Genomic DNA, 24,805 nt, shown 5'->3' on the forward strand with positions numbered 1-24,805 from the left:
ATGGCCCACGCCGGCCCGCCCCCGCGCACCGGCGCGGGGATCAGGCCCTCAGCGCCCGCGCCGCCCGCGCGCTCGCCGCCCCGGCCGCCGCCCTGAGCGCGCCCACGTCCGGGCCGGCCCTCAGCACGCCGCGGGACGTGGAGGCCAGGACCTGGCGGCGGGCCGGGCCGAAGACGGCCTCCAGCTCGGCGGCCCCCGCCCCCTGCGCACCCACGCCCGGCGCCAGGACGGGCCCGCCCGCCCCGCGCAGGTCCAGGCCGAGCCCGGCCACCGCCCCGCCGGTGGTCGCCCCCACCACCAGGCCCACGCTGCCCAGGACGCCGGCGGCGCGCGCGGCGGCGTTGGAGGCGGCCACCCCCTCCACGACGCCGGCGGCCACCGAGCGCCCGTTTGCGCCCCGGGCGTGCTGGACGCCCGCCCCCTCCGGGTTGGAGGTCAGGGCCAGGACGAACACGCCCCGCCCCGAGGCCGCCGCCGCGTCCAGGGCCGGGGCCAGGGACCCGTAGCCCAGGTAGGGCGAGACCGTGATGGCGTCGGCGGCCAGCGGGGCGCCGTCGACCAGGTAGGCCTGGGCGTAGCCGGCCATGGTCGAGCCGATGTCCCCCCGCTTGACGTCCAGCACGCTCAGCGTCCCGCACTCGCGCAGCGCCGCCAGAGTCTGCTCCAGGACGGCGATCCCGGCGGCCCCGTGGCGCTCGAAGAAGGCCGACTGCGGCTTGACCGCGGCCACGCGCCCGCCCACGGCCTCCACCGCGCGCAGGCAGAAGTCCCGCAGGCCCGCCGCGTCGTCGCCCAACCCCCAGGCCCCCAGCAGCTCGCGGTGCGGGTCGATGCCCACGCACAGCGGGCCCCGCTCGTCCATGACCGCGGCCAGGCGCGCCCCGAAGGGCGGGCGCCCGGAGAGCCCCGGCTCCGCGTCCCGGCCCGCTCCCACGGCGCTCATGCGCGCACCTCCCGGGCGGCGCGGCGGGCCGTGCGGTCGGCGTCGTGCTGCTGGAGGCTGCGGACCCGGAAGGGGCCCCGCAGCTGCGCCTCCAGGGCCTGGACGGCCGCCTGGAGCTCCTGGACCGTGGTGATGATGGGCTTGTCCGCGCTCGTGGTGGCCTCCCGGATGGAGTAGCCGTCGGCGCGGGCGCCCTGGCCCTTGGGGGTGTTGACGACCATGTCGATGGCCCCGGACTCGATCAGGCCCACGATCGTCATCTCCCCGCGCTCGCTCACGCCCTCGCTCACCTTGCGCACCGAGGTCGCCGGAATGCCGTTGCGCCGCAGCACCTGGGCGGTGCCCGCGGTCGCGTAGATGGTGAAGCCCAGCTCGGCCAGGCGCGCCACGGGCAGCACGATGGCCCGCTTGTCCCGGTCTGCCACGGACACGAACAGGGTGCCCTCCCCCGGCAGGCCCCCGTAGGCGCCCGCCTGGGACTTGGCGAAGGCCCGCGGGAAGTCCACGTCATAGCCCATGACCTCGCCCGTCGAGCGCATCTCCGGGCCCAGGACGGTGTCCACGGCCCGCCCCTCGGGGGTGCGGAAGCGCCGGAAGGGCAGGACCGCCTCCTTGACGGCGATCGGGTCGAAGGGGTCGGAGGCGGCCGCGTCCGACCCCGGCAGGCGCCCGGCCCGTCGCAGGGAGGCGATGGTCTCCCCCGCCATGAGCAGGGCGGCGGCCTTGGCCAGCTGCACGCCCGTGGCCTTGGACACGAAGGGCACGGTGCGGCTGGCCCGCGGATTGGCCTCGATGACGTAGAGGGTGTCGCTCATGAGGGCGAACTGGATGTTGATCAGGCCCCGCACCCCCACGCCGTCGGCGATGGCCCGCGTGGAGCGGCGGATGCGGGCGATCTCCGCGTCGGACAGGCTCATGGGCGGCAGCACGCAGGCGGAGTCCCCGGAGTGGATGCCGGCCTCCTCGATGTGCTCCATGACCCCGCCCAGGAACAACTCCCCGCCGTCGTACAGGGCGTCGACGTCGATCTCGATGGCGTCGTCGAGGAACCGGTCGATGAGCAGGGGCCCGTTGGCGTAGGCTCCCCCGCTCTCCGCCCCGGCGCGCGCCAGGTAGTCGACCAGGCCCTCGCGGTCGTAGACGATCTCCATGCCCCGCCCGCCCAGCACGTAGCTGGGGCGCACGAGCACCGGGAAGCCGATCCGCCCGGCCACGACCAGGGCCTGCTCGTCGCTCAGGGCCGTGCCGTGGGCGGGCGCGGGCAGACCCGCCCTCTCCAGCACGACGCCGAAGGCCTGCCGGTCCTCGGCGGCGTCGATGGCCTCGGGGCTCGTGCCCAGGATCGGCACGCCCGCGGCCTTGAGGCGGGCCGCCAGCGACAGGGGCGTCTGCCCGCCGAGCTGGACGACCATGCCCGCCACCGGCCCGGCGGCCGACTCGGCCTCGTAGACCTCCATGACGTCCTCGAAGGTCAGCGGCTCGAAGTAGAGCCGGTCGGACACGTCGTAGTCGGTGGAGACGGTCTCGGGGTTGCAGTTGACCATGACGGTCTCGTAGCGCTCGGCCAGCGCCATGGCGGCGTGCACGCAGGAGTAGTCGAACTCGATGCCCTGGCCGATGCGGTTGGGGCCGCTCCCCAGGATGATGACGGCCTCGCGCTCGCGGGGGGCGACCTCGCTCTCCAGGTCGTAGCTGGAGTAGTGGTAGGGGGTGCGGGCGGCGAACTCGGCGGCGCAGGTGTCCACGGTCTTGTAGACCGGCCGCAGGCCGAAGGCGTGGCGGACCTCGCGCACCGTGTCCTCCCCGATGCCCCGCAGGGCGGCGACCTGGACGTCGGAGAAGCCGTGGCGCTTGGCCAGCGCCAGCACGTCGCGGGTCAGGGCCGGGGCGCCGGCCACCTCCTCGGCGACCTCCTGGAGCAGCACCATCTGGTCCAGGAACCAGGGGTCGATGCGGGTGGAGGCGAACAGCTCCTCCACGCCCGCGCCCCCGCGGATGGCCTGCTGGACGTCCAGCAGCCGGTGCTCGGCGGGCACCGCCGCGCGCTCGACCAGGGCGGCGGTGGCCGCGGCGTCGGGCGCAGGCCCGTCCCAGTGGAAGACCGCGCCCCGCTTGTCGATCGAGCGCATGGCCTTCTGCAGCGCCTCGGTGAAGGACCGGCCGATGGCCATGGCCTCGCCCACCGACTTCATGGTGGTGGTGAGCACGGGGTCGGCGCCGCGGAACTTCTCGAAGGCGAAGCGCGGCACCTTGACCACCACGTAGTCCAGGGTCGGCTCGAAGGAGGCGGGGGTGGAGCCGGTGATGTCGTTGGGGATCTCGTCGAGGGTGTAGCCCACGGCCAGGCGGGCGGCGATCTTGGCGATGGGGAAGCCGGTGGCCTTGGACGCCAGGGCCGAGGAGCGCGAGACCCGCGGGTTCATCTCGATGACGATGATGCGTCCGGTGGCGGGGTCGACGGCGAACTGGATGTTGCACCCGCCGGTGTCCACCCCCACCTCGCGGATGACGGCGATGCCGATGTCGCGCAGGCGCTGCATCTCCCGGTCGGTCAGGGTCAGGGCCGGGGCCACCGTGACCGAGTCGCCGGTGTGCACGCCCACGGGGTCGACGTTCTCGATGGAGCACACCACCACGACGTTGTCCGCCTTGTCGCGCATGAGCTCGAGCTCGTACTCCTTCCAGCCCAGGATGGACTCCTCCAGGAGCACCTCGGTGGTGCGCGAGGCGGCCAGGCCCGTCCCGCAGATGCGCTCCAGGTCGGCGGCGTCGCGGGCGATGCCGCTGCCCAGCCCGCCCATGGTGAAGGAGGGGCGCACCACCACGGGGTAGCCGCCCAGGGCCTCGACGGCCCGGCGGCACTCGTCCATGGTGTGGGCGATGACGGACCGGGCCACCTCGGCCCCGCAGCGCTCGACGACGGCCTTGAACTCGTCGCGGTCCTCCCCGGCGGTGATGGCCTGCGCGCCGGCGCCGATGAGCTCGACGCCGTAGCGCTCCAGGACGCCGGCCTCCACCAGGCTCATGGCGGCGTTGAGGGCGGTCTGCCCGCCCAGGGTGGGCAGCAGGGCGTCGGGGCGCTCCGCGGCGATGATGGCGGTGAGCACCTCGGTGGTGATGGGCTCGACGTAGGTGGCGTCGGCCATGTCCGGGTCGGTCATAATGGTTGCCGGGTTGGAGTTGACCAGGATGACGCGGATGCCCTCCCCCCGCAGCACGCGGCAGGCCTGGGTGCCCGAGTAGTCGAACTCGCAGGCCTGCCCGATGACGATGGGCCCGGACCCGATGACCAGGACGGAGCGGATGTCGGGACGAAGCGGCATGTCAGTGCTCCTCGGGGGTCGTCTCGCCGGTCGCGCCGGCCGTCCGTTCGGGGGCCGTCCCGTCGGCCCGCCCGGTCGTCTCACCGGCCGCGCCGGCCGTCCCGTCGGTCGCGCCGCCGCGAGCGCCCTCGCGGTGGGCGCGCATGAGGCGCACGAACCGGTCGAACAGGTGCTCGCCGTCGTGGGGGCCGGCGGCGGCCTCGGGGTGGTACTGGACGGAGAAGGCCGGCAGGTCCAGGGCGCGCAGCCCCTCGACGACGCCGTCGTTGAGGCCCACGTGACTGACCTCGACGCGCCCGTAGCGGCCCAGGTCGTAGGGCGCCAGGCTCGGCTCGTCGACGGGCGCGTCGACGGCGAAGCCGTGGTTGTGGGCGGTGATCTCCACCCGCCCGGTGGCCCGGTCGAGCACGGGCTGGTTGACGCCGCGGTGGCCGTAGTCGAGCTTGTAGGTGCCGTAGCCCAGGGCCCGTCCGAACAGCTGGTTGCCCAGGCAGATGCCGAAGAAGGGGATGCGGGCGTCAAGCACCCCGCGCAGCAGCTCGATCTCGCTCACGGCCGTGCCCGGGTCGCCGGGGCCGTTGGAGAAGAACACGCCGTCGGGGTGCAGGGCCAGGACCTCGGCGAGGGTCGCCGACTGCGGCAGGACGTGGACGCGCACGCCCCGCTCGGCCAGCTGCCAGGGGGTGCGGGCCTTGATGCCCAGGTCGATGGCGGCCACGACGGCGACGGGCTCGGCGCCGGCGAAGTCCCCGGAGGGCTCGACGACGTAGCCCTCGGGCGTGGTCACCTCGGCGGCCAGGGCCTGGCCCGCCATGCGCGGCTCGCGGCGCACGGCGTCCAGGCAGATGTCGACGGCGGCCCGGGAGGGGCCGGCGGCGTCGTCGGCCCCGGAGGGCAGGGCCTCGCCGGAGAAGATGCCGGCGCGCATGGCGCCGCGCTCGCGCAGGTGGCGGGTCAGGGCCCGGGTGTCGACCTCGCACACGCCCACGACCCCGGCGCCCGCCAGCTCGTCCTCCAGTTCGCGCCGGGCCCGCCAGGACGAGGCGCGCCGGGCCGGGTCGCGCACCACGTAGCCGGCGACCCAGATCCGGCCCGATTCGGGGTCCTCGTCGTTGACGCCCGTATTGCCGATGTGGGGGGCGGTCTGCACCACGATCTGGCGGTGGTAGGAGGGGTCGGTGAGCGTCTCCTGGTAGCCGGTCATGCCGGTGTTGAAGACGATCTCGCCCACGGTGCGCCCGGTGGCGCCGTAGGCCCGTCCGCGCAGCACGTAGCCGTCCTCCAGGACGAGCAGGGCCGGGCCGCGCGCGGGCAGGCCGGCGGCGGGGTCGGCACTCATCTCAGCCCTCCCCCCGCGCGACGGGCTCGCCGCCCAGGACCGTGGGGCGCCCGTGCAGGAAGGTCGCCATGACCCGCCCCGGCAGCTCCATGCCCGCGTAGGGGGTGTTGGTCGAGCGGGTCCACTGGGCGGCGCCGTCGACGGTGCGGCGCACGGCGGGGTCGATCACGGCGACGTTGGCGGGCGCCCCGGCCTCCAGGCCCCGGCCCTGGTCCTCCAGGCGGCCGATGCGCGCGGGGGCGGATGACATGACGCGGGCGATGTCGCGCCAGGTCATGCGGCCGGTGTCCACCATGGTGGCGATGAGCACGCTCAGCGCCGTCTCCAGTCCGGTCATGCCGAAGGCGCCGGCCTGCCACTCGCAGTCCTTGTCCTCCAGCGGGTGGGGGGCGTGGTCGGTGCCCACGACGTCGATGGTGCCGTCGGCCAGGGCCGCGCGCACCGCCTCGACGTCATCGGCCGTGCGCAGCGGCGGGTTGACCTTGTAGCGCGGCGAGTAGGTGCGCGCCATCTCGTCGGTCAGCAGCAGGTGGTGGGGGGTGGCCTCGGCGGTCACGTCGATGCCGCGGGCCTTGGCCCAGCGGATGATGTCGACGCTGCCGGCCGTGGACAGGTGGCACACGTGCAGGCGCGAGCCCACGTGCTCGGCCAGCAGGACGTCGCGGGCGATGATGGACTCCTCGGCCACGGCCGGCCAGCCGCGCAGGCCCAGCTCGGCGCTGACGGCGCCCTCGTGCATCTGGGAGCCCTCGGTCAGTCGCGGGTCCTGGGCGTGCTGGGCGATGACGCCGTCGAAGCTCTTGACGTACTCCAGGGCGCGGCGCATGAGGACCGGGTCGGACACGCACCGCCCGTCGTCGGAGAAGACGCGCACGCGGGCGGCGCAGTGCGCCATGGCGCTCATCTCGCTCAGGTGCTCGCCCTTGAGCCCCGCGCTGACGGCGCCCACCGGGTGGACGTCGACCCACCCGGCCTCGCGCCCCAGGCGCAGGACCTGCTCGACCACCCCGGCGCTGTCCTGCACGGGGGTGGTGTTGGCCATGGCGAACACGGCGGTGTAACCGCCCACGGCGGCGGCGCGGGTGCCGGTGAACACGGTCTCGGCGGACTCGCGGCCCGGCTCGCGCAGGTGGGTGTGGATGTCGACCAGGCCGGGCAGGGCGATCAGGCCGTCCAGGTCGTGGCGCACGGCGTCGGCGGGGGCGAGCGCGGCCGCGTCGGGCCCGACGGCGGCGATGGCCCCGTCGACCAGCAGGATGTCGGCGGCGTCCTCCCCGTAGGGGCGGACACCGGTCAGCAGGTGGGCGCTCACAGCTGGTTCCCTTCGTCGGCGAGCAGGAGGTAGAGGGCGGCCATGCGCACGGACACGCCGTTGCCGACCTGCTCGATGACCCGCGAGCGCGGGTCGTCGGCGGCCTCGGCGGTGATCTCCAGGCCGCGGTTCATCGGCCCGGGGTGCATGACGATGGCGTGCTCGGGCATGGCGGCGCGGCGGGCGAGGTTGAGGCCGTAGGCCTGGGAGTACTCGTCGGGGCTGGGGAAGAAGCCGCCGCCGGCCGCGCTCATGCGCTCGCGCTGGACGCGCAGCATCATGACGGCGTCGGGCCGCGCCAGCGCCAGGGCCTCGTCGAGGTCGTAGGAGACCTCGCAGGTCCAGTCCCCCATGCCCACCGGCAGGAGGGTCGGCGGGGCGACGAGGGTGACGCGGGCGCCCAGGGCGGTCAGCAGGTCGACGTTGGAGCGGGCGACCCGGGAGTGGAGGATGTCGCCGACGATGACGACCCGGGCCCCGGCCAGGTCGCGGCCCTGGGGGGCGGGGGCGCCGTCGGCGGCGCGTCCGGCGCCCGAGTCGGGCCCGCCGGGCGCGTACCAGCGGCGCAGGGTCATGGCGTCCAGCAGGGCCTGGGTGGGGTGCTGGTGGGTGCCGTCCCCGGCGTTGAGCACGGGCACGTCGATCCAGCCGGCGTGGGCCAGCAGGTGCGCGGCCCCGCAGGCGCTGTGTCGCACGACGACGGCGTCGGCGCCCATGGCCATGATCGTCTGGGCGGTGTCCTTGAGGGACTCGCCCTTGGACACGCTCGAGCCCCTGGCGGAGAAGTTGATGACGTCGGCGCTCAGCCGCTTGGCGGCCGCCTCGAAGGACAGGCGGGTGCGGGTGGAGTCCTCGAAGAACAGGTTGACGACCGTCTTGCCGCGCAGGGTCGGCAGCTTCTTGACGGCGTGGCGCTGGGTGGCGGCCATGGCCTCGGCGGTGTCCAGGACCATGACGGCCTCGTCGTGGTCCAGGTCCTTGGCGCTCAGCAGGTGCCTCATCGGGTCTCCTCGGCGGCGTGGGGGGCGGGGACGATGGCGACGGCGTCGGCGTCGGCGCCCAGTTCGGTCAGGGAGACCACGACCTTCTCGGAGCGGGAGGTCGGCAGGTTCTTGCCGACGTAGTCGGCGCGGATGGGCAGCTCGCGGTGCCCGCGGTCCACCAGGACGGCGAGCTGGACGGCGTCGGCGCGCCCGATGGAGCCCAGGGCGTCCAGGGCGGCGCGGATGGTGCGCCCGGAGTACAGGACGTCGTCGACCAGGATGACGGTGCGCCCCTCGAGGGTGCCGCCGGGGATGCGGGTGGGACGGGGCACGCGGATGGGGTGGCGGCCCAGGTCGTCGCGGTACATGGTGATGTCGAGGGTCCCCGCGGGCACCGGCGCGGGCTCGGGGGTGCCGGCGGCGCGGGCGTCCTCGGCGGCCGCCACCCCCAGCGCCTCGGACAGGCGCCGGGCCAGGGGGACGCCGCCGGTGGGGATGCCGAGGAGGACCAGCCGGTCCACGCCTCGGTTCCGCTCGACGATCTCATGGGCGATTCGGAACAGGGAGCGCTTGATCTCGGCGGCGCCGAGGATCTGCTTCCCGGTGGACTGCTGCTGGGCCACGGAGCGTGGACCTCCTTCCCCGCCTCACGGGACGGGATTCAAGGATGTCGGATGCCCGCATCGTAACGCCGGCGCCCCCGCCGCGCTCGGGCTGGCCGCCGCGGGTGTCGCCGGCCCGGCCCCGTCCGGCCGCGTCCGGGCGCCGGCGGGCCTGCGCGCGGGGCCGTGCGCATGGGCGGGGCCGGGCCCGCGCGGGGCATCTTGCGGCGCGCGGGCGAGGCGCGGGCGCGCGGGTCAGTAACGGTGCGGCCCCGGGGGCGCGGGGGTGAATCCCGGCCGCCCGGGCGCTGCGGCCCCGGGTCCGACCCCGGAGCCCAGGGTGCGGAGTTTGGAGATGAGGACCACGTGCACGAAGAAGAGCGCGACGGCGACGAGTATCGCCGCCGTCGCCGCGGCCGGGCCGGAGTCGCCCGTGGCGCCCTCGTTGGCGGCGGTCAGGATGATTATGGTGAGCGGCGCGCCCTGGAAGATGGAGGCGGCGAGGACGCCGCCGGTGACGCCGCCGATGCCCGCCCACCGCGCGGGCAGCGGCGTCGACCTGCGGGTGTTCGCCACTATGCACGCCGCCAGGGACAGCCCGAAACACGTGGCCCAGATCACTATAACGATCAGGGGCACGAGCATGATGCTCAGTAAGGCGGCCATCAGCCAGATCAACACGTCCTCCACCGACCAGGAGTCGCTTGCGCCGAGGGGCAGAAGGATGCCCAGCGGGGCGATGCCCTGGATGATGACGGAGACCAGCCCGGTGATCGCCGCCCCCATTCCCAGCCCGCGGGCGGTCCGCAGGCTCTTCTCCGCGGCCTGCTCGGGGGTGGGCGGGAGGACGGGCATGGGCGCGGGCGCGTACGGGGGCGCGCCGCCATACGCAGATGCACCGCCGTACGGGGGCGTCCCGGGGCGGGCCGGTCCCACGCCGTACGGGGGCGCGCCCGCCACGCATAGCATGTTTCGGCTGCCCGAAACGCCGGTCCCACGCCGTACGGGGGCGCGCCACTATGCGGAGATGCCCCGGGACCGGTCGGTCCGACGCCGTACGGGGACGGCGTCGGACCGGCCCCCTGCACGGACGTCGGATAGGGGTCGGACTCGTACGACGGCTGATACTGTCCCATTGCTCGGATCCTCAATATGCGCTTCGCGTGTGCTTCACGGCGTCCCGCCCCACTGCGGGCGCCCGCCGGCGGCGGCGCGACCGGGTCGTGCCGCCCGTGGGGCCCGCGGCCGTCAGGGGCGGCCGGCGAGGAGCTCGGCGAAACCGAGCGGGCGGCGCCCGGTCAGGCGCTCGACGTCGTGCGTGATGCGGTCGAGGGCGCCGGAGGCGATGGCGGTGTAGGTCGACACCCAGGCGTCGACCTGCCAGTCGGGGGCGCCGTAGACCGAGCGGGAGGCGTAGGCCTCCTCGACGCTCTCCTGACGGTAGACCGTGGGGCGCCCGGCGGCGGTGAGGGCGGCGGCGACGTCGGACAGCGACAGCGCCTGCGGGCCGGTGAGCTCGTAGACGGCGCCGTCGTGGCGCCCGTCCCCCGCGGCCAGGTCGGCCAGGACGGCGGCCGCGGCCCGGGCGACGTCCTCGCGCGCCACCGCGCCGACCCGCCCCGTCCCGGCGGGTCCGGCGATGACGCCGTCGACGACCAGGTCGGGCAGGAAGTCGAGGTAGAAGGAGTCGCGCAGGAGGGTGAAGCCCATTCCCGAGGCGCGCAGGTGCTCCTCGGTGGCCCAGTGGGTGCGCGCCAGGGTGAAGACCGCGTCGGCGGCGGCGCCGAGGAAGCTGGTGTAGACGACGTGGCGCACTCCGGCGGCCGCGGCGGCGTCGATGAAGGTCCTGTGCTGCAAGAGGCGGTCGGCGGATTCGGAGGCGGAGACCATGAGGAGCACGTCGACGCCCGCCAGGGCCGCGCGCACCGCCTCGCCGTCTCCGTACTGGGCGACGGCGACCTCGACGGACGGCGCGTTGCGGGCCCACCGCGGGGTGCGGGAGGGGTCGCGCAGCAGCAGGCGCAGCGGCGCGCCGCGCTCGTGCAGGAGGGCCGCGACGGCGCCGCCGATGCGGCCGGTCGCGCCCGTGACGGCGATGGGTGTCGGAGGGCCGGGGGCGGCGGGTGTGCTCATGAGTTCAGACTATTCGACGGTGCCGCGTCAGCCCCTTTCCCTTCGCCGGGATCGGCCTCGCGCCGGCCCGGCAGGCCGTGAGCGCGGCGGAGGCCTCCCTCCCCTGTCGGGATCGACTCCGGCCCTGCCCTGACCGCACAGCACCGACCGCACAGTTCTCCCCATCACCCGGACCAGCCCCAGCCTGCCAAGGGGTCTCGGGCCCGGAGTCCCCCAGCCGTCCCCTGTCCTCTGAGCGCCCCGCCCCTGGGGGAGTCGGGCGCCGGCCCCCGGGGAGTCGTTTTGGTGATGTCACCTGGGCTCGCATTGCGCCAGGTGGGATCACGCGGATTGCGCTCAGGTGGATTTCGTCGCGCTGGGCTCGCACGGCGCGAGGTGGGGTGGACTGTGTTGCGCTGGGCTCGCATTGCGCAAGCCCGGCCCGGCGCGCGGGCGCGGTCCACTTCCATGCTCTCGTCCTCTCGGACGTCGATGCCGGGCTCTGCATGTACGTACGGGTCCGGTCCCGGCCGCGTCGAGTCCGGTGTTGTTGCGGACTCGGTCCTGATCTTCTTGTTCCGGCTCGGCCCGGTTCCGAGAGGACCCCGGCCGCGAGCACGTCACTTAACCCGCGAGCACGTCTGCTAGAGGTACGTGCTCGCGGGTTAAGTGACGTGCTCGCGGGTTACCCGGCGATCTCGCGGGCCCGAGGGCGCCCCCGATCACGGGCGCCGGCATGAGCGTCCCCGGGTGGCTCGCGGCCGAGAACCCGGACCCCGTCGCGCCGAGAGACCCGCGAGCGTCGCGCGGTATGGCGGTGATCTGCTCCGGGGACCGACGCTGCACCGGGGGACCCGCCCGCGAAAAGGTGGCCGGCACGTGCTTTCACTGTCCCAACTCCACGGCTGTACGCCGTGGAAGGGCGCAATGGGCCTTTCTCACTGGGTGCGACGGTCCGTGGGTCCGGATCGTCGTGATGTGGCGGGGATGGGCGGGCACGGGGTGGTGCGGGTGGGGCTCCTGGGACGGTCCGGGGCGGGGCGTGTCCAAATCTGTTGCAAAGGCGCTCAAGGCCGGGATCGGCCGCGAGAAGAACCGCGGAATATCAACGATTCTCTTTCGGCGCTCCGGCCCGATCCGGGCCTTTGCAACAGATTTGGACAACCGACCCTCCGGTAGATTGAACGAGCGCCCCGAGCTCCGGTTCCGATGGGGCGCATGGGACTCGTGGGACGCCCGGGGTGCTCCGGCGAGGCGAGGATCCGGGGATCGCTACCCCTGGCCCCCGACGACCGCACCCGGGCCGAGACGAGGAGCATCGCGGCCGTGGTGCCGCGACGATCCGCCGGACCCGCGAGCAGGCCTCGGCGCGGCGGTTCGTTTGAGACGGGACCGACCACGACCCCGGCGCCCCCGGCGGCCTCAGCGCAGCGTGTCGGCCAGATCCCCGATGCGTCCGAGGAGGCCGCTCAGGTAGCGCGGCGAGTCGTCGGTGGACAGCATGCGCGCCAGCGTTATCGCCTCATCCACGGCGACCGGGGCGTCGACGTCGTCATTCCACACGATCTCCCACGTGGCGACCCTGGCGATGGCGCGGTCGACCGCCGGCATGCGGGCCAGCGCCCAGCCCTGGGCGTAGGTCTCGATGGCCTCGTCGACCTCCGCCAGGTGGTCGGCCACCCCGGCGAGGATCTCGCGCGCGTAGGCGGGGGCCGGCGTGTGGTTGGCCGAGTGCTCGGCGCGCTCGGCGGCCAGGTCGCGCAGCGCCCGGGCGGCCCCGGACTCCTCCGCGCGGGCCGCGGCGACCCCGCCGTACTCGTCGTACGCGGGGCGCCCGTCGTACTCGTCGTGCACGAGGCGGTGTCCGTCCCGCTCGTCGTATTCGCCGTGCACGAGGCGGTGTCCGTCCCGCTCGTCGTATTCGCCGTGCACGTCGTACTCGTCACGCACGGGGTACTCGTCGCGTCCGCCGTACCCGCCGCGAGCGCCGTACTCGTCGTACGCGGGGCGCCCGTCGTATTCGCCGGGGGCGTCGTACACGGAGTGCTCGTCCCGCTCACCGCGGGCGGGGTACTCGTCGTACTCGCTGCGAGCAGGGCGCTCGTCGGGGGCGGAGCGCGCATCCCGCTCGCCGTACTCGTCACGCCCGCCGCGGACAGGATAGTCGCCGCGCCCGGGGGCCCCGCCGCGCTCGTCGCGCAGCAGGCCGCGCTGGTCGGCCTCGAAGAGGATCTCGACGGCGCGGCGGCGCGCCTTGGTGCGGGCCGTGACGGAGTGCTTGGCGCCGTGCGGGCGCGCGGCCCCGCCGGGGTCCGGGGCGCCGGTGGTGGCGTCGGAAGGGGTCATCAGTCGCTGACGCGGGAGATGTAGGCGCCCGAGCGGGTGTCGACCTTGACCCGGTCCCCCTCGTTGAGGAAGAGCGGGACCTGGATCTCGGCGCCGGTCTCCAGCGTGGCGGGCTTGGTGCCGGCCGACGAGCGGTCGCCCTGGAGGCCGGGCTCGGTGTGGGAGACGGTCAGGACGACGGCGGCGGGCAGCTCGACGAACAGGACGTCGTCGTCGTGGAAGGCGACGATGACGTCCTGCCCCTCGAGCATGTAGGCGGAGGCGTCGCCGACGGTGGCGGCGGGCACGTAGGTCTGCTCGTAGGACTTGAGGTCCATGAAGACGAAGTCCTCGCCGTCCCGGTAGGAGAACTGCATGTCGCGGCGGTCGACGGTGGCGGTGTCGATCTTGAGGCCGGCGTTGAAGGTCTTGTCGACGGTCTTGCCGGACAGGACGTTCTTGATCTTGGTGCGCACGAAGGCCGGGCCCTTGCCGGGCTTGACGTGCTGGAACTCGACAACCTGCCACAGCTGGCCGTCGATGTTGAGCACGAGGCCGTTCCTCAGGTCGTTCGTCGTTGCCACGGGCGGTTTCCTCACTGTCGGGGGGACTTGCGAAGTCTTGGAACGGCGCGAGTCTACCGCGCGGCCCCCGCCCGTCGGCCGCGGGCTCCTGCGAGGCCCGTCACGGGGCCGGGCGGCGCGGCGGGGCGGGATTCGGGCCGGGCGGCGCGGGGAAGACGGACGCAGCCGCGCGGCGGGGCGGGGCCGCCCCGAGCGGGCCGGGGCGGTTGAGGGCAGCGACGGCGCTAGTGGAAGTCGGCGACATCCCGCCCGATGGTCCTCAGGCCGCGCAGGCGGGCGAGGGTGGCGAAGCGCTCCTCGGCGTAGGGCAGGGACACGGTCCGCAGGAAGTCCGCCATCCTCGCCTCGCCCTGCCGCTCGAACTCGTCGGCGAGGGAGCGGATGTCGTCGGGGTGGCGGTTCTGGCTCATCTTCGCCTTGCCGCGCACCTGCTCGACGCCGACTCCGACGGCGACGATGGCGCGCGCCATGCGGGCGAGCTTGTCCTCCCCCACGGGCGCCAGGACGTCCTCGTGCTCCATGGCCCCGGTCAGGCGCCGGGCGACGTCCAGGGCGGCGGCGGGCTCGGGGTCGATGCTGACCGGGCCGCGCACGTGGATGGTGATGTAGTCCCAGGTGGGGACGTTGGCCTTGACCTCGTTGGTGGCGTACCAGCGGGGCGAGACGTAGGCGTCGACGTCGTCGAGGATGACCAGGCCGGGGCCGGTGATGGGCTCGGTGACCTGGGGGTTGTTGCGCACGAGGTGGGTCATGAGGGCGCCGCGCTCCTCGTCGAGGTAGAAGGGCACCATGGTCGCCTCGGGGCCGAAGTCGTGGACGGTGACGAGGTTGCCCGCGCCGGGGCGGGACAGCAGCCGGCGCGTGTAGTCCTCGGGCAGGGAGAAGTGTCGGGGGACGTACATGGGCCGACCCTAGCCGACTCCTCCCCGCCCGTCAGACGTCGTCGCGGACCGGGACGGGCCCGGACGGCTGCTTCCGGTGTCTTCGGCGCCCCGGGCGGTCGCCGCGGCGGCTCGGGGGCGGCTCACGCGCTCGGCTCCGCCGCCGGCCGGGGATTCCGCCCGCGCAGCGCGGCGGCGGCCTGCTCGGGGGTCGTGTCCGTGGTGTCGAAGGTCGAGGAGGCCAGTTCCCGGCACAGCGCCTCCCGGTCGCGCAGCATCTGCACGAAGGCGCGGTGGACATTGCCCAGGGCCACCGAGCGGGGCGCGTCCAGCCCGTTGCGACCGGCCAGGCGCCGCGCGCTCGCCGTCAGCGCGACGACCCGCCCGCCCGCCGCCAGGGGGCGCAGGAGCGCGCGCACGGCGTCGTCGGCCAGGCACCCCGAGCCCAGGGCCACGACCCCTCCGCGCCGGCGCGCCTCCTCCAGCAGGGCGCGGGCGGCGTCCGCCTCGACGCGGCGGTAGCGGCGCTCGCCGGCCGCCACCAGGGCCAGTTCGGGGGCGCTGCCCAGCTCGGCGGCGACGACGGCGGCCAGGTCGGCGAAGGGGGCGCCCGTCGCCCGCGCCAGGGCGCGGCCCACGCTGGTGCACCCCGCCCCCGGCGGTCCGATGAGCACGACGGCCCCGCCCCGCCCGCCCGCGCGGTCCGCGGCGCCTTCCCCGTCCGGCCCGGGGCCCGGCGTCCGCCCCCGGCGGCGTTCGGGATCGTCCGCCGGCGCGCCCGGGGCCGTCGCGCTCACGCCCCGGACCCGGTGACGGCCCCGTGGGCCGCGCGCAGGACGGCCTCGTCGGGCACGACGCCGCGCACGGGGCGGGCGACGTCGTCGAGCAGGACCATGCGGATGCGGCCGGCGCGCACCTTCTTGTCCGAGGCCATGACGCGGACCAGCTCCTCGAAGCGGCCCGCCCCCTGCTCGAAGGACACCGGCAGGCCGGCCGCCGAGAGGGCCTGGCGGTGCAGGGCGACGACGGCGGGGTCGAGGCGGCCCAGGGCGCGGGCGACCTCCGCGGCGAAGACGCAGCCCACGGCCACGGCCTCGCCGTGGCGCCAGGCGTAGCCGGTGACCCTCTCGATGGCGTGGGCGCAGGTGTGCCCGTAGTTGAGGATCTCCCGGGCCCCCGCCTCGGCGGGGTCGACGCCCACCACGGCGGCCTTGACGGCCGCGCAGCGGGCCACGAGCTCGGCCAGCACGGGGGCGTCCCAGCGCTTCAGGTCGGCCGGGTCGGCCAGGACGCGGTCCAGGATGACGGGGTCGGCGATGAAGCCGCACTTGACGACCTCGCCCAGGCCCGCGCGCAGCTCGGCGGCGGGCAGGCCGGCCAGGGCGTCCAGGTCGCACACGACGGCGGCCGGGGCGTGGAAGGCGCCCACGAGGTTCTTCCCGGCGGGGGTGTCGATCCCCGTCTTGCCCCCGATGGCGGCGTCGACCATGGCCAGCAGGGTCGTGGGGACCTGGACGACGGGCACGCCGCGCAGCCAGGTGGCGGCGGCGAAGCCCGCCAGGTCCGTGGTCGCCCCGCCGCCCAGGCCGACGACCGCCCCGTCCCGGCCCAGGCGCAGCTCGCCCAGGCGCCCCCACACCGACTCCAGGACGGCGGCGGTCTTGGCGGCCTCCCCGCCGGGCACCTCGACGAGCCCCACCCGCAGGCCGGCCCCGGTCAGGGCGGCGCGCACGGCCCCGGCCCGGTCCGCCAGGGCGTCGGCGTGGATGAGGGCCACTCCCCCGGCCCCGCCGCCGGCGGCGCCGACGACGCCGCGCACGATCTCGTCGGACAGGTCGTGGCCGACGACGACGTCGTAGGGCCGGGCGCCGGCGACCCCCAGGCGCAGGACGCCCGACGGGTCGGGTTCGAGGGGTCGACTCGGCGGCACGGGGACGGCCCGCCCGCCCCCCGCGGCCGCAGGGCCCGGGGCGGGGCCGCCCCGGGCGGCGGAGGCCGGGGCGGCGGTCGAAGCGGCATCCGCGGCGCCGTCGGCCGCAGCGGCGCCGGCCGGGGCGGTATTCCGGCGCGCGGCGCCGGTCCGGGGCCGGTCCGGCGGGCCCGGGCGCGCGACCGCGGACAGGGCCCGGGCCGTGTCGGGCGCCTGCGCCCCCAGGGCCACCAGCACCAGGGCGGCCACCTGCTCGGGCGTGAGGCCGTCGGTGGGCACGGTCAGCGTGGACACCTGCGCGTACAGGGGCCCGCGCTGGGCGTGCAGGGCCTCCATGCGGGCCAGGACCGCGGCGGCGCCCGCGACGCCGTCGGCCGCGGCGCCGGGCCCCGCCCCGGCCCGGACGGCGTCGGAGTCCGCGGCCGGGTTGACGACGGGCCGGCCGGCGCCGTCGCCGACGTGGGCGGCGGCGGTGCTCGGGGAGGCGGACAGGTGGATGACGGTGCGCCCGGCCAGGAGCGCGCGGTTCTCCTCGCGCAGGACCGCGCCGCCGCCCAGCGCGACGACGCCCTGCGCGCCCGCCTGGGCGCCCAGCACGGCGCGCAGGGCGCGGGTCTCGCGGTCGCGGAAGGACTCCTCGCCCTCCCGGGCGAAGATCTGGGGGATGGTCATCCGGGCCCGGCGGCGGATCTCGGCGTCGGTGTCGGTCGCCTGGACCCCCAGGGCGGCGGCCAGCAGGCGCGCCACGGTGGTCTTGCCGGCCCCGGGCAGCCCGACGAGCAGGAGGGGGAGGCGGACGTCGGCCAGGGTGATGCGGGGCCGGTGTCGGGGGGTCATGGGGCTTCCTTCCCTGCGGGGCTCACCACCGGGTGCGCTCGGCGACCCGGTCGAGGTAGGCGGTCAGGTTGCGGCGGGCCTCGGCCACGCAGTCGCCCCCGGTCTTGTCCGTGAGGGCGTCGGCCAGGACGAGGGCGACCATGGCCTCGGCGATGACCGCCCCGGGCACGACCGCGGTGGTGTCCGAGCGCTGGTGCAGCGCCGTGGCGGCCCCGCCGGTGGCCAGGTCGACGGTGCGCAGCGCCCGGGGCACCGTCGAGATGGGCTTGTAGGCGGCGCGCACGACGACGTCGGAGCCGTTGGACATCCCGCCCTCAATCCCGCCGGCCAGGTTGGAGGCCCGCTCCACCCGCCCGTCGCGCACCGCCAGGATCTCGTCGTGGGCCCGGCTGCCGCGCATCGCCGCCTGGGCGAAGCCCCGCCCGATCTCCACGCCCTTGACGGCCTGGATGCCCATGAGCGCCCCGGCCAGGCGGGCGTCGAGGCGGCGGTCGGCCTCGACGTGGGTGCCCAGGCCCACCGGCACCGGGGTCGCGATGACCTCCACCACGCCGCCCACGGTGTCCCCCGCCCGCCTGGCGGCGTCGATCTGCTCGACCATGGCCCGGCTCGTGGCCGGGTCCGTGCAGCGCACCGGGTCGGCGCTCAGGCGCTCCTCGTCGTCGGGCGCGGGGCGGGGGATCTCCTCGTCCAGGGCGACCGCGCCGACGCGCACCACGTGGCTGACCAGGCGGGTGCCCGCCACCTGCTCCAGCAGCGCCTCGGCGACGGCGCCCAGGGCGACCCGGGCCGCGGTCTGGCGGGCGGAGGCCCGTTCGAGCACGGGGCGGGCCTCGGGCAGGTCGTACTTGAGCATGCCGGCCAGGTCCGCGTGGCCGGGCCGGGGGCGGGTGAGCGGGCGGTTGCGGGCGATCTCGCGCTCGTCGCCCGCGCCGGCGTCCACGAGGAGGTCGGCCGGGTCCACCGGGTCGGCGCTCATGACGGTGGACCAGGCGGGCCACTCGGAGTTGCGGATGAGGATGGCCACGGGCCCGCCCATGGTGCGCCCGTGGCGGATCCCGCCCAGGACGGAGACCTCGTCGGCCTCGAAGGCCTGGCGGGCGCCGCGCCCGTGGCCGAGCCTGCGGCGGGCCAGGGCGGCGCGGATCGCATCGGTCGTGATCTGCACGCCCGCGGGGACCCCCTCGATGAGGGCGGTCAGGGCCTCGCCGTGGGACTCCCCGGCAGTCATCCATCGCAGCATGGCGCCGATCCTCCCACAGGCTCCCGGCCCGCCCCGGGAGCGTCCGGCCCGCGGGCCCCGGCGTCCGGGGCGGGCGCGCCGGGGGCGGGCCGGGAGCGCGCGTCCAGGGCGGCGGCCAGGGCGGCGCGCATGGGGGCCAGCCGGGGGCGGCGCCCGGTCATGAGCCCGACCTGCGGCGCCGCCTGGTGCAGCAGCATGAGCCACCCGGGGGCCACGGCGCCGCCCCCCGCCCGCCAGGCCGCGGCCAGCGCGGTGGGCCAGGGGTCGTAGACGACGTCGAGCAGGACGGCGCCGGCGTCCGGGGGCTCCCCGTCGAGCGCCTCGGCCAGGGCGGGGGCGAGCACGTCGGCGGCGCCGGCGGTCACCGTGGAGACGACCGCCTGCGCCCGGGCCATGGCCCGGGCCACTTGCCGGTTGGAGCGGGGGTCGTCCGGCCGCCAGACGGGCGCCTCGATCTCCAGGCCCATCCGGCGGGCGGCGGAGGCCGCCCGGCGCGGCCCGGCGTGGTTGCGGGCGGCCACGATGATGCGGGCGGCGCCGAGCTCGGCCAGCGCCGCCAGGGCGGAGCAGGCGGTGGCCCCCGAGCCCAGGATCAGGGCCGTGCCCACCTCGCGTAGGGTCCCGCCGCCGGTCTCCCGCAGGGCGCCGACGACGCCGGCCACGTCGGTGTTGAAGCCGGCCAGCAGCGCCGGGCCGGTCCCGGAGCGCTGGGCGACGACGGTGTTGGCCGCGCCGACCGCGGCGGCCAGGGGGTCGACGACGTCCAGGGCGGGCAGCATCGCCTGCTTGTGCGGCATGGTCACGCTCAGGCCCGCCCAGACGGGCCCCGGGCCGCAGGGGGCGGCCAGCTCGGCCAGCACCCCGGCCAGGGCGCCGGGGGCGACGTCGCGCGGGGCGTACTCCCAGCCCTCCAGCCCCAGGTCCGCGTAGGCGGCGCGGTGCAGCACCGGCGACAGCGAGTGCGCGACCGGCGATCCTATGACGGCCGCGCGGTGGCGCGGCGCGGGGCCCGTCGTCGTCATGCGCGCTCCGCCCGGCTCACGACTTGTGGGTGCCGCTGGAGCACTTGGCCTCGTTGGCCGCGCAGTACTGCTGGAGGAGCTGCTCGTTGGCCTGCTGCTCGGCGTAGGTGCTCGCGAAGCGGGTCTCGCCGGTGTCGAGGTTGATGGTGACGAAGTAGAGCCAGTCGCCCGCCGGCGGGTTGAGGACGGCGGTGATGGTCCCCTTGCCGGGGCTGCCGATGGGCGTGGGCGGCAGGCCCGGGTGGATGCGCGTGTTGTAGGGGTTGGAGGCGTCGTCGAGCTCGGCCTGGGTGGGCATCCCCCCGCTGCGCCCGAGGCCGTAGAGGATGGTGGAGTCCATGCCGAGCTTGCCCTGGGTGTCGCCGTCGGTGTCGGCCAGCCGGTTGTCGATGACCCGGGCGACCTGGCCGTAGTAGGTGGGGGTCGCCTCGCGCTCGACGATCGAGGCCTTGATGAGGACGGTCTCGTAGTCGGCCTCCGCCACGCCCGCGTTCTTCAGGCGCGAGACCGTCCGCTTGACCATCTCGGCGACGACCTCGGTGGCGGTGGCGCCCTGGGAGATGTTGTAGGTGTCGGGCGCGAGCCAGCCCTCGACGTGGCCGCCCGCCGCGGCCGGCAGGCCGATGCCGGCGGCGTCCGCGAAGGCCGCGTCGACCTGGGCGTCGGTGAAGCCGCCGGTGGATATGAGCTTCTCCTTGACCTGGGCCTGGGTGAAGCCCTCCGGGATCGTCAGCCGGCGGGTCTGGGAGGCCGGGTCCAGGAGCGCGGCCACGGCGTTGGCGGCCGACATCTTGGCCTTGAGCGTGTAGACGCCCGCCTGGATGTTGCCGGAGTTCGCATTGGCGGCGTAGGCGTCGGCGAAGGCGCCGACGCTGGCGACCACGCCCTTGTCGTAGAGGATCTTCCCGATCTCCTGGCCCGAGGCGCCGTCGGGTATCTCCACCTCGACCGCCCCCTCCCCGGCCCCCGAGTAGTCGGATGCGGCGGTGGTGGGCGCCGGCGGCCTGTGCTTGTAGGCCCAGTAGCCGCCGATGCCGACGCCCGCCAGGACCAGGACCATGATGAGCGTGGTCACTATCCGGCGCCGGCGCCGGCGGCGCTTGCGCTCCTTGGTGCGGCGCTTGCGGTCGCGGCGGGTGGGCGGCGGGGAGTCGGCCGAGCCCGGGGGCTCGACGCCGATCTGGGCGAAGAAGTCGTCCTGGCTCACTGCCTGCCTCCCTGGGTCGATGGGACGAGCTCCCCCGCGGGGGCGCCGGTCCGCCTCTCGGTCTCGAGCGCGTGCTCGAGGATGACCACGGCCGCGGCCTGGTCGACGACGCCGCGGAAGTCCCTGGCGCGGCGCCCCGCCTCGTGCAGCGCCTGGTGGGCCGAGACCGTCGTCAGCCGCTCGTCGACGAGCCGCACGGGCACCGGGGCGATGAGGGGGGCGAGCCGGCGGGCCCACCGGCGGGCGTCCCTGGTGGAGGACGAGGACCCCCCGTTCAGGCTGCGGGGCAGGCCGACGACGGCCTCGATGGCCCCGTGGTCGGCCACCAGGTCGGCCGCCTCGTCCAGGTCGGCGCCGTAGCGGTCGCGTCGGAGCGTGGCCACCGGCACGGACAGGATCGCGTCGGCGTCGCACCGGGCCACGCCCACGCGCGCCCGACCCACGTCGAAGGCCATCCTGCTGCCCGTGCGCATCGGCGTCCTCCTCCCCGTCCCCCGCGGCTTCAGGCGCCCAGCTCGCGGGCGACGGCCGCCATGGCCTCGGGCAGGGCGGCGGCGTCGGAGCCCCCGCCCTGGGCGAGGTCGGGCCTCCCCCCGCCCCCGCCCCCCAGGGCCGAGGCCGCGGTCCTGACCAGGTCGCCGGCCCTGGCGCCGAGGCCGCGGGCGGCGCCGTTGGTGGCGATGACGACGACGGGGCGCCCGTTCGCCGCGCCCGCGACCAGCACGACGGCCGGCTCCGCCTCGCCCAGGCGCGCGCGCACGTCCAGGGCGAGGGCGCGCAGGGCGTCGGCGCCGCCCGCCGGCCCGAGGTCGGCGGCGGCGAAGAGGTAGGGGCCCACCCGCTTCGCGCCGGCGGCGACCCCGGCGGCGCGGGCGGTCGCGGCGGCCTGCTCGGCCGCCGCCAGCTTCTTCTCGGCGTCCTTGAGCCGGGCCATGAGGGACTCGACCCGGCCGGGCAGGTCCTCGCTGCGCCCGCCGACCAGGGCGGACAGCTGGGAGACCAGGGCGTGCTCCTTGGCCTGGAAGCCGTAGGCGCCGTCGCCCACGAGGGCGTCGATGCGGCGCACGCCCGAGCCGATGGAGGCCTCGCCCAGGACGACGACGCGCCCGATGTGCCCGGTGGAGGGCACGTGGGTCCCGCCGCACAGCTCCTTGTCGAAGCCGTCGCCGATGGTCACCACGCGCACCCGCCGGCCGTACTTCTCGCCGAACAGGGCGATCGCCCCGGCGCGGCGGGCCTCCTCCAGGCTCATGACCTCGGTGGTCACGGGCAGGTCCTGGGCGAGGCGCTCGTTGACGAGGGACTCGATGTCGCCGACCTGCGAGCCGGACAGGGCCGAGCCGTGGCGGAAGTCGAAGCGCAGGCGCGAGGGGGAGTTCTCGCTGCCCGCCTGGTCCGTGTGCTCGCCCACCACGCGGCGCAGGCCCCCGTAGACCATGTGGGTGCCCGTGTGGGCGCGGGCGATGGCCAGGCGGCGCTCGACGTCGATGCGGGCGCGGGCCCTCTCCCCCACGGCGGCCGACCCCTCGGTCAGGGTGCCGCGGTGGACGGACAGGCCGCGCACGGGGGCCTGCACGTCATGGACCTCGACGAGGCCGCCGCCGGCCAGGCGGATGGTGCCCCGGTCGGCGAGCTGGCCGCCCATCTCGGCGTAGAAGGGGGTGCGGTCCAGGACGATCTCGACCTCGGCGGGGGCCGTGGCCGCCGGCTGCGGCGCGCCGTCGACGAGCAGCCCGGTGACGACGGCGTCGGCGGCCGACTCGGTGTAGCCCAGGAAGGTCGACCCGCCGCCCATGCTCCTCTCGATGTCCTGGAAGGCGCGGATGTCGGCGTGACCGGCCTTCTTGGCGCGCGCGTCGGCGCGGGCGCGCTCCTTCTGCTCGTCCATGAGGGCGCGGAAGGCGGCCTCGTCGACGTCCACGCCCTGCTCGGCGGCCATCTCCAGGGTCAGGTCGATGGGGAAGCCGTAGGTGTCGTGCAGCTCGAAGGCGCTGCGGCCCGACACGAGCGGGCGCGCGGGGGCGCCGGCCCCCCCGCCGGCGGAGTCCCCGGCGGCGTCCTTGGCGGCGGCCACCGCGGTGTCCAGGATGGTGGTGCCGGCGGCCAGGGTGCGCCGGAAGGCGTCCTCCTCGGCGTAGGCGACCTCGCTGATCGCGGGCCACTGCGCCTCCAGCTCGGGGTAGGAGGCCCTCATGGCGTCCTTGGAGGCGGTCAGCAGGGTCGGCATGGCGGCGTCCTCCACGCCCAGCAGGCGCATGGAGCGCACGGCGCGGCGGATGAGGCGGCGCAGGACGTAGCCGCGCCCGTCGTTGCCGGGGCGCACGCCGTCGGAGATGAGCATGAGGGCGGAGCGGATGTGGTCGGCGACCACGCGCATGCGCACGTCGTCCTCCCAGGCGGCGCCCGAGTGCGGCCCGGCGGCGCCGCGCCCGTAGCTGCGCCCGCTCATGGCCTCGGCCGCCGCGATGACGGGGTAGACCTCGTCGATCTCGTACATGTTCGGCTTGTCCTGCATGATGAAGGCCAGGCGCTCCAGGCCGGCGCCGGTGTCGATGGCGGTGCGCTCGAGCTTGCCGACGAGCTCGAAGTCGTGGCCCCGGCCCTCGCCGCGGATGAACTCGTCGAAGACGAGGTTCCAGATCTCCAGGAAGCGGTCGCCCCGGGCATCGACGGCGGGCCCGCCGTCGGGACCGTAGTCCGGGCCGCGGTCGTAATGGATCTCACAGCAGGAGCCGGCGGGTCCGGGCTGGCCGGTGGACCAGGAGATCTCGGCGAAGGGGAGCCTCTGGACGCGGCGCTCGGGCACCCCGATCGTCCTGGTCAGGTGGTCCCAGGAGACCTCGTCCTCCTCCCAGATCGTCATCCACAGCCGCTCGCCGTCCAGCCCGTAGCCGCCCCGGTCCGTCCCGGAGGTCAGCAGCTCCCAGGCGTAGTCGATGGCCCCCTCCTTGAAGTAGTCCCCGAAGGAGAAGTTGCCGCTCATCTGGAAGAAGGTGCCGTGGCGCGTGGTGCGCCCGACGTTGTCGATGTCGTTGGTGCGGATGCACTTCTGCACGCTGGCCGCGCGCGGCCAGGGCGGCTGCTCCGTGCCCAGGATGTAGGGGATGAAGGGCACCATGCCGGCGACGGTGAACAGGATCGAGGGCTCCGGGGAGACCAGGGACACCGAGGGGCGGATCTCGTGCCCGTTCGCGGCGAAGTAGTCGAGCCAGCGGGTGCGGATCTCGGAGGTGCGCATGAAGTCCTGAATTCCTCTGTCGTGCTTGGGTAACGGGTGACCGGGGGGCCGGGGTGCGGGGCGGGCCGCGTCATCGGGGCGCGAGGAGCAGCCGGTACGAGAGTACCCCGGATAGCCCGGACGCCCCGAACCGACGAGGGGTCCGGGGCGTCCCGGCATCCGCCGCGCCGGGCGCGGTCAGCGGGAGTAGTACTCGACGACCATCTGGACGTCGCAGGTCACGGGGACCTCGTCGCGCTTGGGGCGGCGCACGAGGGTGGCGGAGAGCTTCTCGAGCTCGACCCTCAGGTAGTCGGGCACGGGCGGCAGCACGTCGCGGTGGGTGCCGGCCGCGGCGATCTGGAAGGGCGTCATCACCTGGGAGCGCGGGCGGACCTGGATGGTCTGGCCGGGCCTGACCCGGAAGGAGGGGCGGTCGACGGTCTTGCCGTCGACGAGGATGTGGCGGTGGACGACGACCTGGCGGGCCTGGGCGATGGTGCGGGCGAAGCCGGAGCGCAGGACCAGGGCGTCCAGGCGCATCTCGAGCAGCTCGACCAGCGACTCGCCGGTCAGGCCCTTCTCGCGGCGGGCCTCCTGGAAGACGCGCTGGAGCTGGGCCTCGCGGATGCCGTACTGGGCGCGCAGGCGCTGCTTCTCCTTGAGGCGCACGGCGTAGTCGGACTCGGTGCGCCTGCGGGCGCGGCCGTGCTCGCCGGGGCCGTAGGCGCGCCTCTCGAAGTAGCGCACGGCCTTGGGGGTCAGCGGGATGCCGAGGGCGCGCGAGAGGCGCACCTGGCGGCGGGAGCGGGAGGAGCTCATGCTTCTTGGGTTCTCTTCCTGTCGGATGTAACGGGTCGCGCGCCGCGCGGGTGCGCGGCGCGGGGTCGAGCCTCTGCCGGGCCGGGACCCCAGGAGTGCCGCGACGCGCGTCGAGCCGCCGAC

General features: G+C 75.5%; 17 protein-coding genes and 2 pseudogenes. All 19 read right to left on the reverse strand.

What is annotated here, in order from left to right:
• Positions 1 to 40 precede the first annotated feature (40 nt).
• The 19 genes and pseudogenes from pyrF to rpsD all read right to left on the reverse strand — a co-directional run bounded on the left by pyrF (position 41) and on the right by rpsD (position 24,682).
• Positions 41 to 943, reverse strand: a complete 903-nt coding sequence (gene pyrF / locus G446_RS0107455) for an orotidine-5'-phosphate decarboxylase (protein WP_026409688.1) — start codon at positions 941 to 943, stop codon at positions 41 to 43.
• A complete protein-coding gene (gene carB / locus G446_RS0107460) occupies positions 940 to 4,266 on the reverse strand; it encodes a carbamoyl-phosphate synthase large subunit (RefSeq protein ID WP_026409689.1) in 3,327 nt (1,108 codons plus the stop codon). The genes pyrF and carB overlap by 4 nt, the downstream gene beginning before the upstream one ends.
• A gap of 124 nt (positions 4,267 to 4,390) precedes the next feature.
• Positions 4,391 to 5,605, reverse strand: a pseudogene (carA, locus tag G446_RS16605) (glutamine-hydrolyzing carbamoyl-phosphate synthase small subunit); the annotation flags it as partial.
• Between the two features lies 1 nt (position 5,606).
• Positions 5,607 to 6,917 carry a dihydroorotase gene (locus G446_RS0107470; protein WP_026409690.1) on the reverse strand — a complete coding sequence of 437 codons (1,311 nt, stop codon included), beginning with the start codon at positions 6,915 to 6,917 and terminating at the stop codon, positions 5,607 to 5,609.
• On the reverse strand, positions 6,914 to 7,918 hold the full coding sequence (locus G446_RS0107475; RefSeq protein ID WP_026409691.1) for an aspartate carbamoyltransferase catalytic subunit: 1,005 nt from the start codon (positions 7,916 to 7,918) through the stop codon (positions 6,914 to 6,916). Before G446_RS0107475 ends, G446_RS0107470 begins: the two co-directional genes overlap by 4 nt.
• Positions 7,915 to 8,523 (reverse strand): bifunctional pyr operon transcriptional regulator/uracil phosphoribosyltransferase PyrR, encoded by a 609-nt coding sequence (gene pyrR, locus G446_RS0107480; protein ID WP_026409692.1) that lies wholly within the window; start codon positions 8,521 to 8,523, stop codon positions 7,915 to 7,917. Before pyrR ends, G446_RS0107475 begins: the two co-directional genes overlap by 4 nt.
• 234 nt (positions 8,524 to 8,757) lie before the next feature.
• Entirely contained in the window at positions 8,758 to 9,357 is a 600-nt protein-coding gene (locus G446_RS0107485) for a hypothetical protein (RefSeq protein ID WP_026409693.1), read from the reverse strand.
• Positions 9,358 to 9,750: 393 nt separating this feature from the next.
• On the reverse strand, positions 9,751 to 10,635 hold the full coding sequence (locus G446_RS0107495) for an SDR family oxidoreductase (protein ID WP_051285753.1): 885 nt from the start codon (positions 10,633 to 10,635) through the stop codon (positions 9,751 to 9,753).
• Between the two features lie 1,401 nt (positions 10,636 to 12,036).
• Positions 12,037 to 12,378 (reverse strand): annotated as a pseudogene (gene nusB / locus G446_RS16610) (transcription antitermination factor NusB); the annotation flags it as partial.
• 581 nt (positions 12,379 to 12,959) lie between these two features.
• Positions 12,960 to 13,523: an elongation factor P gene (efp, locus tag G446_RS0107505; RefSeq protein WP_026409695.1), complete on the reverse strand. Its 564-nt coding sequence runs from the start codon at positions 13,521 to 13,523 to the stop codon at positions 12,960 to 12,962.
• A gap of 224 nt (positions 13,524 to 13,747) precedes the next feature.
• A complete protein-coding gene (locus tag G446_RS0107510) occupies positions 13,748 to 14,425 on the reverse strand; it encodes an FMN-binding negative transcriptional regulator (RefSeq protein ID WP_026409696.1) in 678 nt (225 codons plus the stop codon).
• A 122-nt stretch (positions 14,426 to 14,547) separates the two neighbouring features.
• Positions 14,548 to 15,078, reverse strand: a complete 531-nt coding sequence (locus G446_RS0107515; protein WP_051285756.1) for a shikimate kinase — start codon at positions 15,076 to 15,078, stop codon at positions 14,548 to 14,550.
• Between the two features lie 119 nt (positions 15,079 to 15,197).
• Positions 15,198 to 17,171, reverse strand: a complete 1,974-nt coding sequence (gene aroB, locus G446_RS0107520) for a 3-dehydroquinate synthase (protein WP_026409698.1) — start codon at positions 17,169 to 17,171, stop codon at positions 15,198 to 15,200.
• Between the two features lie 22 nt (positions 17,172 to 17,193).
• On the reverse strand, positions 17,194 to 18,414 hold the full coding sequence (gene aroC / locus G446_RS0107525) for a chorismate synthase (protein ID WP_026409699.1): 1,221 nt from the start codon (positions 18,412 to 18,414) through the stop codon (positions 17,194 to 17,196).
• The gene (locus tag G446_RS16615) at positions 18,399 to 19,436 is read right to left on the reverse strand and encodes a shikimate dehydrogenase (protein WP_084779073.1); all 1,038 of its coding nucleotides are present in this window, start codon (positions 19,434 to 19,436) and stop codon (positions 18,399 to 18,401) included. The genes aroC and G446_RS16615 overlap by 16 nt, the downstream gene beginning before the upstream one ends.
• A 16-nt stretch (positions 19,437 to 19,452) precedes the next feature.
• Complete coding sequence (gene mltG, locus G446_RS0107535) at positions 19,453 to 20,643, reverse strand: endolytic transglycosylase MltG (protein ID WP_026409700.1); 1,191 nt, start codon at positions 20,641 to 20,643, stop codon at positions 19,453 to 19,455.
• Entirely contained in the window at positions 20,640 to 21,116 is a 477-nt protein-coding gene (gene ruvX / locus G446_RS0107540; RefSeq protein ID WP_026409701.1) for a Holliday junction resolvase RuvX, read from the reverse strand. The genes mltG and ruvX overlap by 4 nt, the downstream gene beginning before the upstream one ends.
• Before the next feature lie 29 nt (positions 21,117 to 21,145).
• A complete protein-coding gene (gene alaS / locus G446_RS0107545; RefSeq protein WP_026409702.1) occupies positions 21,146 to 23,881 on the reverse strand; it encodes an alanine--tRNA ligase in 2,736 nt (911 codons plus the stop codon).
• A 177-nt stretch (positions 23,882 to 24,058) separates the two neighbouring features.
• Positions 24,059 to 24,682: a 30S ribosomal protein S4 gene (gene rpsD / locus G446_RS0107550; protein ID WP_026409703.1), complete on the reverse strand. Its 624-nt coding sequence runs from the start codon at positions 24,680 to 24,682 to the stop codon at positions 24,059 to 24,061.
• Positions 24,683 to 24,805 lie beyond the last annotated feature (123 nt).

This window comes from Actinomyces dentalis DSM 19115, assembly GCF_000429225.1.
Lineage (GTDB): Bacteria > Actinomycetota > Actinomycetes > Actinomycetales > Actinomycetaceae > Actinomyces > Actinomyces dentalis.